The sequence below is a fragment of the Rhizobium sp. Root1203 genome, from assembly GCF_001424945.1.
Classification (GTDB): domain Bacteria; phylum Pseudomonadota; class Alphaproteobacteria; order Rhizobiales; family Rhizobiaceae; genus Rhizobium.
In genome coordinates, this window is record NZ_LMCW01000008.1 from 17,218 (window position 1) to 32,395 (window position 15,178).

Below are 15,178 nucleotides of genomic sequence, written 5' to 3' on the forward strand. Positions count from 1 at the left end.
ATCAGCACTCATGCCATGCGGCCCAGTCTCGGTGCGGATTATTCTTCGACCTCACCCATCCGGCAAACTGATCGCGTTCATCGTTGGTTGGTCAGTTTGGCCGATTGATCCTGGGGAGGTTTGTCGCCCAAAAGAACGTCCGCGTGAGCACGCAGTCTCTCTGATATGAATTCCGTGAACAGGCGGACACGCTTGGTCTTTCGCGTCTCGCCCTGTGTCAGCACCCAAAGCGTTCCATGGGGGCCGAGACGTGTGCCAGGAACTCTGACGAGCAGCGACTCAGTATCTCCAACGAAGCTGGGAATCGCCGATATCCCCAAGCCAAGGCGCATCGCCTCGAGATGTGCTGCATCTTCTGGAACCCGGAACGGGGCTCCGGTAATTTCGACGGCATCGCCACGGGCCCACTCCGGCACGCCCTCTATGTTTTTTGATATCCATCTGATGTGGCCCGAATTGCCGGCCTCCCAAGCCGCGAGCAGGTCGCGAGACATATAGACGCCTACGGAAAGGTCCGGGCCTTTCACCCCGTGAAGGTTCTGCGGCAACGAGTTGCGGTTAAAAACCACTCTCAGTGCAACGTCCGCTTCGCGATTTGTCAGGTTGACATTCTCTAAAGTGGATTGGATCTCCATTTCGATCTCGGGGTGGCGTCGAGTAAAGGCGGCAAAGTCCGGCATCAACAGGTGTGTGGCCAGGGTGGGCGCCATTGTTACTCGCAAGGGACCGCGCACAGCTTGATCACGGCCGGACACGCGGCTCACCAAGAGGTGAGAAGAAGCCTCCATCTGCTCTGCCAATTCTTGCACCTGTTCGCCAGCTTCGGTGAGGCGATAGCCCGCCGGCAGTTTTTCGAACAACTGCGAATGGAGCCGGGCCTCAAGCTGCGCGATGCGCCTCAGTACCGTTGTGTGATTCACCGCGAGCTGGGTCGCGGCAGCGCGGACAGAACCGTGTCGTGCCACTGCGAGAAAATATCGAACATCATCCCAGTCGATCGTCATTGTGTTCCCGGCAAATAGCGATGCCGATGCTGTGAGCGGTGCATCTAGAACAGATCCTATAATGCAGGCGGTGTAATTATGCACCACCCTTGTGCAACTTTCTACACTGATAGCGTTGCGCTGAGCATCCCACCTCCAAGTCGTAAACGGGGCGGGTGGGTTCGCCGTCCCAAGCAATTTCTCCAGGTTCCGCCCAACCCCAATAGAGGATGCACAACGTGACCAGACTGAATGGAAAGACCGCCGTCATCACCGGCGGCGCTACCGGCATCGGCTTCGCCGCAGCCAAGCGCTTCATCGAAGAGGGCGCCGTCGTCTTCATTTTTGGCCGCCGGCAAGAAGCGCTCGACGCTGCTGTTGCCGAGCTTGGACCCAATGCCCGCGGGGTGAAGGGCTCGGTCTCCGATCTGGCAGACCTTGATCTGCTCTACGCGGCGGTGAAGGCAGAGCGTGAAACACTCGACATCGTCTTCGCCAACGCCGGGGCGGGAAGCCAGCTCGTGCTCGGCAAGATCACCGCCGAGCACATTGACGAAACCTTCGACACCAATGTCAAAGGTACGATTTTCACGGTGCAGAAGGCGCTGCCGCTGATGGGTCAGGGCGGTTCGATCATCCTGACCGGATCGAGCGCCGGCGCGACGGGCGCCCCGGGAATGACCGCCTACAGTGCGAGCAAAGCGGCAGTTCGCAACCTCGCGAGAACCTGGGCGGAGGACCTGAAGGGAACCGGCATCCGGGTAAACGTGCTGTCGCCCGGGGCGACGGCGACCGAACTCGCGAAGGAAGCGCTAGGCGAGGAGGGCCAGAAGGTGTTCGCCTCGATGACCCCGCTCCAGCGGATGGCCGATCCGGCTGAGATCGGAGCAGTGGCCGCCTTTCTGGCGTCGTCGGACAGCAGCTTCATGACCGCCAGCGAAGTCGCCGTAGACGGCGGCCTAGCGCAACTCTGACGCACTACCTCCGGGCGGGCGCGTCTTTCGATTACTCCGAGCGCCCTCGGATGTGATAAACAAAAGGAGAATACCTATGAACTACGCAATTATCGGCTTCGGCAATATCGGCCAGGCCTTGGCCAAGGCGTTTGCCCGTAGAGGCATCGAAGTATCCGTTGCAACCACTCGCGACCCGGAAAGTTTTGCATCCGCCGCGGCCGCGATCGGCCCCACGATCATTCCCAAAAAACTGGCGGACGCGGTCAAGGCGAACATCGTCTTTTTGGCCGTCCGTTTCGAGTCGCACAAGGACGTCGCGAAGGCGCTATCCACCTGGCAGGGGAAAACTATTGTCGATGTAACCAATGCCTACGGCGTGCCCACCGAGGACCTCGGGGGACAACCTTCTTCTAAGTTCGTCGCGCAGGCCTTTACTGGTGGACGACTGGTCAAGGGCTTCAACCATTTGGTCGCCGCCGTCCTTGATCAAGATCCGGAGGTACAGGGTGGCCGAAGGGTCGTGTTCCTGGCGGGCGACGATGAAGGCGCTTTGATGGAGATTGGTGTGCTTGCGAAAAATCTCGGTTTCGCGCCGGTCAACCTCGGCGGGCTTTCGGAAGGTGGGCTGCTTGTCCAGGCGCGGGGAAATACCTGGGGGCAACTGATCTTCAAGAACTTGGTCGAGTTGGACTGACGATAGGGATCGCAATTTCGTCCGCCGCGTGGACCAACCACGCGTCCGACTAGGTCGGACGCAATCCAACGTCAAGAAAACGAACCGATATGATGATCAACGGCCGCGACCCCGTCCCGCGCATCGGGAAGCGGGCCACCCGTTACGGCGGCCGGAGTGGTGAGGACGACTGTGTTAGACGGGCCTTGCCCATAACTTCGTCATCATCAACCTCGAGGACCCTGAGCCTGTCATCGCGCACAGACGGCGATCGGCTCGTGGGCAAGCCGAAGCGCATCCGGTCCTGGCTCGCCGCGCTCCCATCACCAGACTATCCTTGCCGTTGGGGTGGATCGTGTCGGCAGTTGCAGGTTGGAAGAGGAGGGTGGGCGTTCGGCGCGATCCAATCCTGGAACTTTTCTGGAGTGGCCCGGTGCCTATCGACGCCATGCGGATATGTGGGGACCACGGATTTGGGGGGTGCGGTTGTCGGTACCGAGCTCGTGATGACGGCGCGGCGAGCCGTCATCTGCGGTCGTCGCGGGTCGCAGCCAGCGGATCTTTCGAAAGCGGACTTTTGGTCCTTTGGTGAGGGTTCGGGTGTCCACCGTCCCGGGGGGTGAAGGCCATTTCGAGGTCGGCGCCAAATCCAAGGTATGAGGGCCACCATCGCTTCGCACGTGGAGGACTGCACAGCAGTTCGATGCCGCATCAAGCCGGATACAGCTCGGATGCCGCGCGCAACTTGAATCACTTTGTCAGGTCCTTAGCTCATTCTTCCACATTAACTCCGGCGGCTCGGTGTGTTGATGTTTTGAAAAAGACAAATATAACAGCATGGTGTCTCTCGCATGGTGGTACACAGATTGTGCCCCTAGCCCAGCGTCGCAGCGGAAGGTGAATATGCCCAAACGGAAAAAGCCCTCGGTTGTCAGCACTGGAATTGCAGGACTTGACGAAATTCTGCGAGGCGGTCTCCCGGCCTCCAACCTCTATATGCTTCAGGGCGCCCCGGGGTCGGGTAAGACGACGGCGGCCCTGCAGTTCCTGCGAGCGGGTGTTGAGGCTGGAGAAAGCTGCATTTATGTAACGCTTTCGCAGACAGCAGCGGAACTAGAGGCTATCGCCGTATCTCACGGCTGGACGCTCGATGGCATCCGCGTTGAAGAACTCTCGACCTCAGGGTTGGTCAATGAGGCCGATGATCAGAGCATATTTCTTACCTCCGACCTGCGGCTCGACGAGACCCGAAAGGCCATCGAAGCTGCAATCGAGGAGCACAAGCCTCGCCGCCTTGTCTACGACTCCCTACTCGAAATCCGCCTGATCACGGGGGATTCTCCACGCTTCCGCCGCGAACTGATTGGCTTCAAGTCATTCTTGGCCAAACAGAACGTCGTTGCGCTGTTGCTGGACACGCAGACTTCAGGTCTCGACCGGAGTGGAGAAGAGGTTGAAGGCCTCGCGCACGGCGTCATCCGGTTTGACAAGTCGCTGGAAGAATATGGTGGTGTACGCCGCCGCATCGAAATCTCCAAGATGCGCGGCGTGCCGATCGCCGATGGTTATCATGATATGGCAATTCGCGAAGGTTCGGGTGTCGTCGTGTTTCCCCGCATCATGCCGAGCGCGGCATCGGAGACTTCAACGCCGCAACTGATCAAATCCGGCGTCGCCGAGCTCGACGAAATGTTTGGCGGCGGCCAGGAGGCCGGAACCACCACGCTGGTTATTGGACAATCGGGCACAGGAAAGTCGACGATGTCGTCGCTCTATGCAACTGCGGCGCTGGAACGTGGCGAAAACGTCGCGCTTTTTCTGTTCGAAGAGCGATTGGAAACCTTTTTCCGACGATCTGAAGGCCTCGGCATGGAACTGAGGCAGTTCCACAAGGACGGTAAGCTGATTCTGCGCGATTTCAATCCAAACGAAATTTCGCCGGGCGAGTTCGGGCAGATCGTCCAAGATGCCGTAACGCAGAATAAGTCGCGGGTAGTCGTGATCGACAGTTTGACCGGCTATCTCAACTCCTTGCCGTATCGGGAAAAGGCAGTTCGAGATATCCAGTCGCTCTTGAAATACCTTGCACGTTCCGGCGTACTGACCATGCTGATCGTGGCTCAGCACGGCCTCATTGGCCAAAATGTCGGCATCGATGTCGACGTCAGCTTTCTTGGCGACACAGTTCTTTTGCTTCGGATGATGGAACACGAAGGGCGCCTTCGACGAAACATCACCGTGGTTAAAAAGCGTCACGGCCCGCACGACCTCGATATCCGCGAACTGCTGATCGAGAGCGGCAAAGTCAGCGTTGTTGCCTACAATCCTCTTCCAGATCCAAAATGAACGAAATTCCGACTGAAAGCGAGCTGGACTGGGCGCTCGTCCTTGCTCCTTTTCGCAAGGACGCCGACTACATCGCCGCTTTGCTGCGTGAACAGAATGTCAATGTTATAGCAGCAAATGCAGACGAGGATCTGCTCCAGCCTCTCGCTCTGGCTCCAGGCGTTATCGTCATTACGCATGAGGCGCTCAAACCCGATGTGGTCGTAAAGATTGCCAGCCATATTGCAAACCAGCCCGACTGGTCTGAGGTGCCCGTTATTATCTTGCTGGAACGCGCAGCACCGATCTCACGAATTCGCACTCAGTTACAGTCGTCGTGGCCGGGTTCGCGTCTCTTGTTCCACACGCGTCCCATCGCAGCGCTGGAACTCGTAAACGCAATTCAATCAAATCTACTAGTACGACTGCGCCAGCGCCAGGTGCGCGATTCTATCGAGCGTGAAAGGGAACTGCGACTAGAGCTCAATCACCGCGTGAAAAATATCCTGGCGAGCGTAACGTCAATTTTTCGCATGACAAAACGGGACGCAGCGACCGTGGACGATTTGGCCAACGACTTCACAGATCGGCTGCAGGCGCTTTCGAACGTCCATACTGCCGTCTTCGAGGCCGGCGGAGAAGAGGTGTCGCTGTCTGCCGTGGTGGACGTGACCCTATCGCCTTACAACCGCGGAGGCGTCAGTCACATCGACGTCCGGGGTGAGGACGTGGTTGTGACGCGGGAGGCTGGAACAACCATAGCGCTATGCCTGCACGAGCTTATAACAAACGCTATCAAATATGGCGCGCTATCCCACCCAGAGGGCAAGGTGAACCTATCATGGGAAGTCGAAAGAACCGGCGACCCTAGCTTCTCTTTAAATTGGGTCGAGGTAGGGGGACCAACTGTACAGCAACCAACCCGTCAGGGATACGGCACCCGTTATGTGCGTTCGGCACTCGGATCGATATTTGGAAGAGTTCCGGCCATTACATTTGCTCCGATTGGTTTTCAGTGCAGCATCGGTGGCCCGCTTTCGCGGTTAACGCCACAGAAACAGTCCGTATCAGCTGGTCTCCGGTTGGCAAAAGACCAAGGCGAAACCCCAGCCTCATGAGTGAAATGAACTCTATCCGCTAGCATGCTACCCGAGTGCAGCGTCATCGAAAGGCATGTAGTGACGACGCCGCTGGCTTGCCGGACTCTCGCGTCGCCCAACCCTTTCAGGTCAAGCACTCGCGCATCTCAAAGCCAATTATGCCGCGCTCAAAAGTTCAGCGCTTACAGGCATCCCGAGATGAAATCCCTGAACGCGGTCGATGCGAAGATCTTTGAGAAGGGACATTTGCGCTGCAGTCTCCACGCCTTCGACCAGGATTGTGTTTCCGCGATTGCGTATGAGAGAAACCATGTCCTGAAGCATTGTTAGCCCGCGCTGATTGGAGCAGTCGTGCAGGAATGTTCGATCCACTTTTACCGTATGGAACTCGATTGCCCGCAGCCACGACAATCCTGCGAAGCCCGAACCGAAATCGTCCAGCCACATCTCGACACCGATTGTCCGTAGATCTGCGATGCACTTGAGCACCTCGGCCTGTATATCTAAATCCAAGCCCTCGGTAACTTCCAAGGCGAGCCGTGACCCGGAAATTCCACACTCCTTCAGAATATCTCCGACGCTTGCGGCAAAGCCGGGCGAGCGTAGCTGTACGGGAGATACATTGACGCTGACGGTCGCCATCCGATCTGTCATCAGGATATCGCGGCACGCCGTCTTGATTGCCCATCTACCCAGTTCAAGAATAGCGCCTGTCCGTTCTGCAACAGGAATAAAGACCTTCGGCGAGACGGCGGTGCCGTCCGGCAGCCTTAGGCGCATCAGTGCCTCGACAGCCCGTGCCTTGCCATTCACCACATCGAATATCGGTTGATAGACGAGGGACACGAGGTTCCGGTCGATAGCTGCGGCCAACAACGGTACTAATTTCCCCGCGTTGTCGTCCGGGCGAGGTAACAACGGATCGAATGCGCGAATGCAATTTCGGCCGTTCGCTTTCGCATTGTAGAGCGCAAGATCGGCTTCGCGAACAATCCGTTCAACCTTTTCTCCGGACTGTTCGCGCGTGAATGCGATGCCAACGCTTACAGTAACGACTGACGTGTCATCCGGGCGCTCTTCGTGTCCGATCGCAAGGTGCTCGATTTTCTTTCGAATCCTCTCTGCCAAGTTCATCGCGATTTCAGGAGATTCAAACGGCATGACGACGATGAATTCCTCACCACCATACCTGCCGATCACGCCATTGGACTGCTCGACAAGAGTTCTCAACGTGTTGGCGATGACGGTCAGGCACCGGTCTCCCTCCTGATGTCCGTAGCGATCGTTGAACCGTTTAAAGAAGTCCACGTCCAAAAGGATCACACAGAAATCGCGGCGCTCATTTTTCCAGGCGTTCCAGCATTCATCGAGCCGCCTGTCTAACGCTCGCCTATTGTCGATCCCTGTTAGGTAGTCGGTATGTGAAAGCTCCAACAGTTCCTTTCCGCGTTCCGCCGCTTCCCAGTGCCGATAGCGAGCCTCCGCCGCATTCAGCATTACCTTTCGACGCTCGACATTTAGTCGCCAATTGACGAAGGACGTGAAGATAAAGCATGAAACGTAAAACATCCCAAAGGCGATCTGGTAGGCTTGGTTCGACGGGAAGAACCGGAAGATCGAAATGAAAAACGCGCACAAAACAATGCCAGAGGTGACCACCGACAACCGAAACGGGAAGCTGAAAAATAAGTTGGCACCCATCATAAAGATCGCCCCGAATACCATGTAGTATGACATGGCGGTTGCGTCTTTTGTCCCGATTGCTGGGCAAAGCCAACCGATATAGCCGACGACCAACGCTGAGGCGCACGTTAGATCCAGCCACACCGTTTTCGCATTGGCCATTCTTAAGATCTCGAAGGAGAACAGCGCTAGCGCGGCAATGATCAACCGCGAAGCAATCGTTGCGGGAGCTACGTCGGGGATCAGCCACTGATCGGGAGCTGCGAACGCAACATAAACCGCAACGGCGATCCACAAGCCGTGCCGTGACCCTCTCCTTCGAACAGCATCATTCTCAGATTCGAGAGACCTACAGGCCTCAGCGAGTGAAAAGTTTGTGTTCAAATCACCTGATTGCACTTCGACAACGGACGATCTCATACAATGAGGCCAGACGGGCTATAATCAAAATACACGCGATAGTATGTCATGCCTTGTTGCCCTCCAGATATTACTATCGGTAACTTCGGTCCCCGCGTGTAATTCTTCGGCCTTGCTGATAAGGTTAGAATCACACTCGCGATACTAGAATTACCCTCGCCGCGTGTAGAATCTAGTCGCATTTTGTGACGACCCTGTTTATGGTTAGCCCCGCGTCAACGGGGTCTCGAAATGGTACAAAGCTTCGCATTCGATAGGGCAAGCCTGATCAAACCAGGTCAAATTCGTCGGACTGCGGAGGGGGCTGTTGCTTTTGATCCAGGCCAATTTATTCTCGCTGAAGCTGAACTCGCCCTGTCGCTTGACTTGTCACTCCGGCAGTTTCAATCAGGCGTCGAGCCAAGCGCGATAATCGAGCGTCTGACGCATGCCTTGCATCAAATACGCCGCCGTTTTCATGCGGAAGTTTGGGACGACATGGTGTTGCTCGCGCAAGCACATCCGGTTGCTGACTTCCTCCATCAAGATCCCTTGACCCGCTGGTCGTTTGAAAAGCCGCGGGGTTATTCTGGCGACGCACATCTTTTGGATTTTATCTACGGCAGTACCGGCATTGCTGAGGCGGTCGACGCATCAACCTATTTGGGTAGGGCGATTTACGAGTATACCAGGAACGCATCCTCATCCGTCGCCGTAAGGGAGCGCCGCGACATCCTGGCCCAGCGTGTGGATGAAATTGCCTCGGTTCGTGCTGGACCCATCGAGGTGCTCGCCGTGGCTTCGGGCCACCTCCGTGAGGCGGCGCTGTCGTCCGCTCTTGGAGCAGGCGCAATCGAGCGCTGGGTGGCTTTGGACCAGGACCCCGTGAGTATTGGGACGGTCGCCCGCGACTTCGCCGGAACGTCCGTCGAAGCAGTGAACGGATCGGTAAGATCGCTGCTTGGTGGAAGGCACGTGCTAAAAACGTTCGACCTCGTGTATGCGGCCGGCCTTTACGACTATTTGCCCGACACCGTTGCAGTGAAGTTGACCAGAAAATGCGTGAACATGCTCAAGCCCGGCGGCTCCTTCCTGTTTGCTAACTTTTCACAGGAAACTGACGTCGATGGCTATATGGAAACGTTCATGAACTGGCCGCTCCTGCTCCGAACCGAAGAAGAAATGTGGATGATCGCTAGTGAGAGTATTGGCGATACGGATGTCAATGTTTCTGTTTGGTTCGGGGCCAATCGCAATATCCTCTATTGCGAAATCGAAAAACTCACGTAGCGACTTCATGTAAAAGCACCTGCACAACGTCGGTGGCACTTATAGCCAGCGGCATTCTTTGCAAATGCAGGTCGAGGCTCGACGTGCCATCGAACTACGCCGGTCCACGGTCGGCGGCGACGAAAGTCGAACCACACCTGCCCCAGCAAAAAGGGGGTTTGTCGGCGATCCCACCCGGCGAGCCGTGAAGAATACCGTCAGCGACTCTAGCGATCTCGATGGGACCGGTCAGTCATTTACGGGAAACGAAAAGGGAACAGGCGGCCTGCGCTGGGATAATCAACCATTTCAATCGCGCAGTGGGCCGCTGTGCGAAACTACCGGCCGCCTGAGGCGTTCCCTGTGAACATCAGCAGCAGGAGACAACCAAATGGCCGACGACAGCACCACGACCATCCGGGCCACATTCGAAACACGGGAAGCAGCCGATCTGGCTGTCGAACATCTGGTTCAGCAATGCGGTATCTCGAGGCCTGACATCTTCATTCAGTCCGCAACCGATCGCAACACAGTGGGTTCGACGCCGTCGGGCGGCGATGCGTCCCATGATGATGGCGCTCGTCGCGACGCACCCCTCGAAGGCGAGATCGAGGTCTCGGCGGATATCGCCTCCAGTCAGATCGCCGCCGTGCAGCGCAGTCTCGGAGACTCCGGCGCGCTACGGGTATCGAGCCGCTAAGCAACCGACGCCCGCGCAAGAATAAGGTTTCAAGAGGTCCCATGGCCGACAATCTTTCAAAATACCGCGCCAAGCGCGATTTCAACAAGACGGGCGAACCAAGCGGCGAGGCTCACGTCAGATCGTCGAACCGGCAGCGGTTTGTGATCCAGAAGCACGATGCCACTCGCCTCCACTACGACCTGAGGCTCGAGCTCGACGGGGTGTTCAAATCCTGGGCGGTGACCAAAGGACCGTCGCTTGATCCACATGACAAGCGGCTGGCCGTCGAGGTCGAAGATCACCCGCTTGATTACGGCGATTTCGAAGGCACGATCCCGAAGGGTCAGTACGGTGGCGGTACGGTGATGCTGTGGGACCGTGGCTATTGGGAGCCGGAGGGCCGGAAATCACCGGAAGAGGCGCTGGAGAAGGGCGACCTCAAGTTCACGCTCGAGGGCAAGCGGCTGCACGGCAGTTTCGTACTGGTCCGGATGCGCAACGACCGCGATGGCGGCAAGCGGACCAACTGGCTGCTGATAAAACACCATGACGCTCATTCCGTCGAAGAGAATGGCGCGGCGATCCTGGAGGAGAATACGACCTCAGTCGCCTCCGGGCGCAGCATGGAGCAAATCGCCAGCGGCAAGGGGCGCAAACCGAGACCGTTCATGATGGCGCACGCGGATGTCGAGGCGGACGCGGTCTGGGACAGCAAGCATGGGTTGGCGGCCGACGAGCGCAAGAAAAAGTCCCGCAAGGATGGTGCGACCTCGACCGCCGCTGACCTGCCGGACTTCATCGATCCGCAGCTTTGCCAGACCTCTGATCGGCCGCCGGCCGGAGATGATTGGCTGCATGAGATCAAATTCGATGGCTACCGGATCCAGATGCGTGTCGCTGACGGTAATGTGACGCTGAAGACACGCAAAGGCCTCGACTGGACGAGAAAATATCCTGATATCGCTGAGGCTGCTTCAGAACTGCAAGATTGCATCATTGATGGCGAGATCTGCGCGCTCGACGAGAATGGCGCCCCGGATTTTGCGGCTCTCCAGGCGGCTCTCTCGGAGGGCAAAACACGTGATCTGGTTTATTTTGCGTTTGATCTGCTGTTCGACGGTGGCGAGGATTTGCGCTCGATGCGATTGGCCGAGCGGAAGGAGCGGCTCCAAAATCTAGTTGCGGTGGCAGGCGATAGTTCCCGCATTCGCTATGTCGAACATTTCGAATCGGGTGGCGACGCGGTGCTGCGGTCTGCCTGCAAGCTGCACCTCGAGGGTGTCGTCTCCAAGCAGATGGACGCGCCTTATCAATCAGGCCGCGCCGACACATGGGCGAAATCCAAATGCCGCGCTGGTCATGAGGTGGTGATTGGGGGTTATGCCACGACCAACCGCAAGTTCCGCTCGCTGCTGGTCGGCGTCCACCGTGGCGATCACTTCGTTTATGTCGGCCGTGTCGGAACCGGCTACGGCGCCAGGAAGGTCGGGATGCTACTTCCGAAACTGAAGGCGCTCGAGACGGCGAGATCGCCGTTCACCGGTATCGGTGCTCCGAAGAAGCAGGTCGAAGTTGTCTGGCTGAAGCCCGAGCTTGTTGCCGAAATCGAATTCGAAGGGTGGACTGCAGACGGCCTCGTCCGCCAGGCGGCCTTCAAAGGCCTGCGCGAGGACAAGCCGGCGAAAGAGGTCGGTGTTGAGAAGCCGGCATCGCCCGCCACAACGGAGACAGTTGAACCTGCCGCGACAGCAAAGAAACGGCCTATCCGCCGCAAAGGCGCCAAGGCCGAGGTGATGGGTGTGCTCATCTCCAATCCCGATAAGCCCCTTTGGCCGGATGCCGGCGATGGTGAGCCCGTCACCAAGGAAGAGCTGGCGCGCTATCATCAAGCCGTGGGCGGCTGGCTCATCGAGCACATCAAAGGCCGGCCGTGTTCGATCATTCGCGCGCCGGACGGGATCGGCGGAGAGCAATTCTTCCAGCGCCACGCGATGCCCGGCACCTCCAACCTTCTCGAACTCGTGAAAGTCTTCGGCGACAAGAAGCCGTACCTGCAAATCGATCGGATCGAAGGGCTTGCGGCGATCGCCCAGATCGGCGGCATCGAGCTGCATCCTTGGAACTGCGCGCTCGGTCAGCCGGAAGTGCCCGGCCGGCTGGTGTTCGATCTCGACCCCGGCCCGGATGTGCCATTCTCCACCGTCGTTGCGGCGGCTCGCGAGATGCGCGACCGGCTCGACGATCTCGGCCTGGTCAGCTTCTGCAAGACCACGGGCGGCAAGGGGCTGCACGTCGTCACCTCACTTGCCGTCAACAAACGGAAGCCTCTTTCCTGGGCCGAGGCGAAGGGATTTGCCCATGACGTTTGCCAGCAGATGGCGCGTGACAACCCGGACCTCTATCTCATCAAGATGACCAAGAGCCTGCGGGGTGGGAGGATCTTCCTCGATTATCTCCGAAACGATCGCACGGCGACAGCCGTGGCGCCGCTGTCACCGCGTGCGCGGCCCGGCGCTACGGTTTCGATGCCGCTCACCTGGACGCAGGTGAAGTCCGATTTGGACCCGAAGCGATTTACCATCCGAACAGTGCCCGCCCTTCTTGCAAAGACCTCCGCCTGGCATGACTATTGTGATGGCGAACGCCCCCTTGAGCAGGCGATCAAGCGTCTCGAAAAAGCAAAACGGGCGGCGTGAACTAGAGACGTACTCGGGCCACAACACATGGATGAGGAAACGAAAGACACATCTGCTGCGCCTGACCGAGTGGGTGCCACGACTGACGTGCCGCACGATCGGATGACGGTCGCGCGGTTTCGGGAAACGTTTCCTCGAGCGCGATGGAGCGACAGCCTCAATGCCTGGTTCGTGCCAGGCCGCACCGCTCGAAAGCGGATAAGCCGCTGGCTGGCGGAGATGGAGGCTGAAGCCGATAGGTTCGCTGACGAGAAGGGCAGGGACGCCTTCGCCTTTGAGCCGATTGAAAGCCACTATCTTGAAGCTACGCCCACTGCCTTGGAGATCCGGACGCCCTACTCGCGCAGCGCCATCAACGAGATCCGCGAAACTCCTTATGCGCGTTGGGACGCGGATCGCCGCCTGTGGACCGTGCCATATCGTTCGGTCGACGCGCTCCGGCAGCGATGGCCAGCGATCGAGGCGGCCGCCGGGCGAAGTGAGCCGGAAGCCCGGCGGGCGCGGCGCGAAGCCATCAAGGGCTCCAAGGAAGATGAGGCGTCCAAGGCGAGGACGAGGGAGCGCCGGCGGAAGCGATATCCGGTTCCCAGCGATGCCGGGCCGCCCTTCGAGCGCGCGATCGGCACGCATGTCGGGGTCGTCTTCGTCATCGGAACGCACGGCGAATTGGCAGACGCTGCCACGGTCAGTGCATTTTATTTCTCCCCGGCAGCTGGCGAAGAATACATCTGGGCGTCGTGGCGGTCGGGTTCACTGGAGGAACTGGTGACGACGTGGCCGGCGCGATCCTCGCCGGACCAGAGCGAACTCGAAAGAGGTTGGTGGCTGCCGACGCTGGAGGAGTTGCGAACTGCGCGGCGCGACGCCAAATCTAGGCGACGGGCCCGAGAGCGCCGGGAAGGAAAAGGCTTATCGGGTGAAAGATCAGCAGAAGGCCCGTGAGGCGCTTTGCTTGCTGCGGATTGCGCCAGGCGAATTCGTCGGTCCGTGGAAACGTCGCGGCATCCAGGGGGAGTCGAAGGTGCGAACTCAACATCTTTGACGCAAACCAGTTCCGAGCCATTGGAACTTCAAGGCACCCTTGCCTGTTATCGAGGGGTGACAGGGCATGCAAGAAGGAGATCAGTTTGAACACGGCGAACCTGCAGCTCGAGGGCCTTATAATGGCGGTTGCCGCGATTTCGGACACTCTCACCGCGAAAGGTGTGGTGACGCATCAGGAAATGTCCGCCGCGCTAGGCCAGGCGGAGCGATCGGTCGACCAGGACGACGGCCACAAACTTTCCGGCCCGAACCGCGCAGCCACGCTCTTCCCGATCCGCGTCCTGCTCCTCGCCAACGAGGCCGCTCAGCGCGGCGAGAAGTTCACTTTCTCAGACTACGCAGAAATGGTGGGGAGGCTCACTTGATGCCCGCTTGGTCCGACGCCCTCGCGAGAGGCTTGTTCTCCGTGGGCACCGCTCCACTTCTCACATAACCGATCTAGGAGGAACCAAATGCCACCCCGTAAGCCCGCTAAACCCGCTGCGCTTGATACCACAGGCGCGAAGATCGCGAGTCCCGTACCGAAAGGTGTCATCGACACTGCGACCGGAGAGGTCGGCGTCCCGAGCCAACCCCACTATGATCCTCATGAAGAACTCGGCGCCCTCCGCAAGCAGCTTGAAACGTTGCAGAAGCAGGTGACCGCTGCCGCCCAGAGCGTCAAGGGTGGCGCCCGCGAGGCAGCAAGGCAGTCCGAAGCTACTGTGAAGTTGTATCCGGTTTCGACCTTGGTCGCGGTCGCCGCCGTCGTCGGGGCTGTCGCCTTCGCTATCGCTGGCTCCCGCGCGGCGCCGGCGCGGTCGCGATACGACCGCGCTCTCGACGAGATGCGCGATCTGTACGACAAGGTACGGGACCGGATCTAGCCCATTCGCGATTGCGAACGAGGTGATTTTCTGCCACGCTTGACCTGCAAGCGAGGGGAAAACGCATGCTAGAAATGATCATCAAGAATAGCCTCAACATCGTCGATCGCACCGAACGCCTGATCGACACGACGAGACAATTACTGGGGACAGGAATCGACGAGATCGAGGCCTACCGGTTGCATGTTGAAATCGAAAAGCTGACGGACGCCGCCCTTGTAATGGACGAAGCTGCCCGGCTACTCCGACGAACCTTCGAGCTTAAGCCAGAAATTGGCCGCGGTTTCCTGCTGAATTATATAGTTCACTGACGGGTCGTTCTATCGAACTTCAGAAGGAACCTGTGCGGCGGATAGACTGCCCCCGGTCGTTCTACTGTCCTGCAGGTCTTTGCCTCTCAGCCGAGTGACGTCTGCGCACCAACTATATGACGTTCAGGTCCCCTTTCTATCGGCTGGCACGTCTTATGACGAGAACGCCAGCGTCGGCGACGACTGTTCCC

13 protein-coding genes are annotated in these 15,178 nt (G+C 58.4%); 11 read left to right on the forward strand and 2 right to left on the reverse strand.

The window, feature by feature from the left end; genetic code table 11:
- Nucleotides 1-77 precede the first annotated feature (77 nt).
- The gene (locus tag ASC97_RS08025; RefSeq protein ID WP_057467835.1) at nt 78-1,004 is read right to left on the reverse strand and encodes a LysR family transcriptional regulator; all 927 of its coding nucleotides are present in this window, start codon (nt 1,002-1,004) and stop codon (nt 78-80) included.
- A 218-nt stretch (nt 1,005-1,222) separates the two neighbouring features.
- On the opposite strand from ASC97_RS08025, the gene ASC97_RS08030 reads away from it, so the two are divergent.
- The 4 genes from ASC97_RS08030 to ASC97_RS08045 all read left to right on the forward strand — a co-directional run bounded on the left by ASC97_RS08030 (nt 1,223) and on the right by ASC97_RS08045 (nt 6,055).
- On the forward strand, nt 1,223-1,957 hold the full coding sequence (locus tag ASC97_RS08030) for an SDR family NAD(P)-dependent oxidoreductase (RefSeq protein ID WP_057467990.1): 735 nt from the start codon (nt 1,223-1,225) through the stop codon (nt 1,955-1,957).
- A gap of 76 nt (nt 1,958-2,033) precedes the next feature.
- Nucleotides 2,034-2,633 carry an NADPH-dependent F420 reductase gene (locus tag ASC97_RS08035; protein ID WP_057467836.1) on the forward strand — a complete coding sequence of 200 codons (600 nt, stop codon included), beginning with the start codon at nt 2,034-2,036 and terminating at the stop codon, nt 2,631-2,633.
- A gap of 882 nt (nt 2,634-3,515) precedes the next feature.
- Nucleotides 3,516-4,958, forward strand: a complete 1,443-nt coding sequence (locus ASC97_RS08040) for an ATPase domain-containing protein (protein WP_057467837.1) — start codon at nt 3,516-3,518, stop codon at nt 4,956-4,958.
- Nucleotides 4,955-6,055: a sensor histidine kinase gene (locus ASC97_RS08045; RefSeq protein ID WP_057467838.1), complete on the forward strand. Its 1,101-nt coding sequence runs from the start codon at nt 4,955-4,957 to the stop codon at nt 6,053-6,055. Before ASC97_RS08040 ends, ASC97_RS08045 begins: the two co-directional genes overlap by 4 nt.
- 138 nt (nt 6,056-6,193) lie before the next feature.
- On the opposite strand, the gene ASC97_RS08050 is transcribed toward ASC97_RS08045, so the two are convergent.
- A complete protein-coding gene (locus ASC97_RS08050) occupies nt 6,194-8,140 on the reverse strand; it encodes a putative bifunctional diguanylate cyclase/phosphodiesterase (protein ID WP_057467839.1) in 1,947 nt (648 codons plus the stop codon).
- A gap of 231 nt (nt 8,141-8,371) precedes the next feature.
- On the opposite strand from ASC97_RS08050, the gene ASC97_RS08055 reads away from it, so the two are divergent.
- From ASC97_RS08055 to ASC97_RS08085, 7 genes are all read left to right on the forward strand, one after another.
- The gene (locus tag ASC97_RS08055; protein ID WP_057467840.1) at nt 8,372-9,409 is read left to right on the forward strand and encodes a class I SAM-dependent methyltransferase; all 1,038 of its coding nucleotides are present in this window, start codon (nt 8,372-8,374) and stop codon (nt 9,407-9,409) included.
- A 370-nt stretch (nt 9,410-9,779) separates the two neighbouring features.
- Nucleotides 9,780-10,088: a hypothetical protein gene (locus ASC97_RS08060; RefSeq protein ID WP_057467841.1), complete on the forward strand. Its 309-nt coding sequence runs from the start codon at nt 9,780-9,782 to the stop codon at nt 10,086-10,088.
- Between the two features lie 41 nt (nt 10,089-10,129).
- Complete coding sequence (gene ligD, locus ASC97_RS08065; protein ID WP_057467842.1) at nt 10,130-12,766, forward strand: DNA ligase D; 2,637 nt, start codon at nt 10,130-10,132, stop codon at nt 12,764-12,766.
- Between the two features lie 27 nt (nt 12,767-12,793).
- A complete protein-coding gene (locus tag ASC97_RS08070) occupies nt 12,794-13,708 on the forward strand; it encodes a hypothetical protein (RefSeq protein WP_057467843.1) in 915 nt (304 codons plus the stop codon).
- Nucleotides 13,709-13,893: 185 nt separating this feature from the next.
- Nucleotides 13,894-14,175, forward strand: coding sequence for a hypothetical protein (locus ASC97_RS08075; protein WP_057467844.1), 282 nt, complete (start codon nt 13,894-13,896; stop codon nt 14,173-14,175).
- 87 nt (nt 14,176-14,262) lie between these two features.
- A complete protein-coding gene (locus ASC97_RS08080) occupies nt 14,263-14,676 on the forward strand; it encodes a hypothetical protein (protein ID WP_057467845.1) in 414 nt (137 codons plus the stop codon).
- A 65-nt stretch (nt 14,677-14,741) separates the two neighbouring features.
- The gene (locus ASC97_RS08085; protein WP_057467846.1) at nt 14,742-14,987 is read left to right on the forward strand and encodes a hypothetical protein; all 246 of its coding nucleotides are present in this window, start codon (nt 14,742-14,744) and stop codon (nt 14,985-14,987) included.
- Nucleotides 14,988-15,178: the final 191 nt, after the last annotated feature.

Bases quoted from the DNA above. Each gene is read 5' to 3' on its own strand.
- ASC97_RS08040 (WP_057467837.1), top strand. From the start codon at position 3,516: ATGCCCAAACGGAAAAAGCCCTCGGTTGTCAGCACTGGAATTGCAGGA.
- ASC97_RS08035 (WP_057467836.1), top strand. From the start codon at position 2,034: ATGAACTACGCAATTATCGGCTTCGGCAATATCGGCCAGGCCTTGGCC.
- ASC97_RS08050 (WP_057467839.1), bottom strand. From the start codon at position 8,140: ATGAGATCGTCCGTTGTCGAAGTGCAATCAGGTGATTTGAACACAAAC.
- ASC97_RS08080 (WP_057467845.1), top strand. From the start codon at position 14,263: ATGCCACCCCGTAAGCCCGCTAAACCCGCTGCGCTTGATACCACAGGC.
- ligD (WP_057467842.1), top strand. From the start codon at position 10,130: ATGGCCGACAATCTTTCAAAATACCGCGCCAAGCGCGATTTCAACAAG.
- ASC97_RS08070 (WP_057467843.1), top strand. From the start codon at position 12,794: ATGGATGAGGAAACGAAAGACACATCTGCTGCGCCTGACCGAGTGGGT.
- ASC97_RS08085 (WP_057467846.1), top strand. From the start codon at position 14,742: ATGCTAGAAATGATCATCAAGAATAGCCTCAACATCGTCGATCGCACC.
- ASC97_RS08060 (WP_057467841.1), top strand. From the start codon at position 9,780: ATGGCCGACGACAGCACCACGACCATCCGGGCCACATTCGAAACACGG.
- ASC97_RS08025 (WP_057467835.1), bottom strand. From the start codon at position 1,004: ATGACGATCGACTGGGATGATGTTCGATATTTTCTCGCAGTGGCACGA.
- ASC97_RS08045 (WP_057467838.1), top strand. From the start codon at position 4,955: ATGAACGAAATTCCGACTGAAAGCGAGCTGGACTGGGCGCTCGTCCTT.
- ASC97_RS08055 (WP_057467840.1), top strand. From the start codon at position 8,372: ATGGTACAAAGCTTCGCATTCGATAGGGCAAGCCTGATCAAACCAGGT.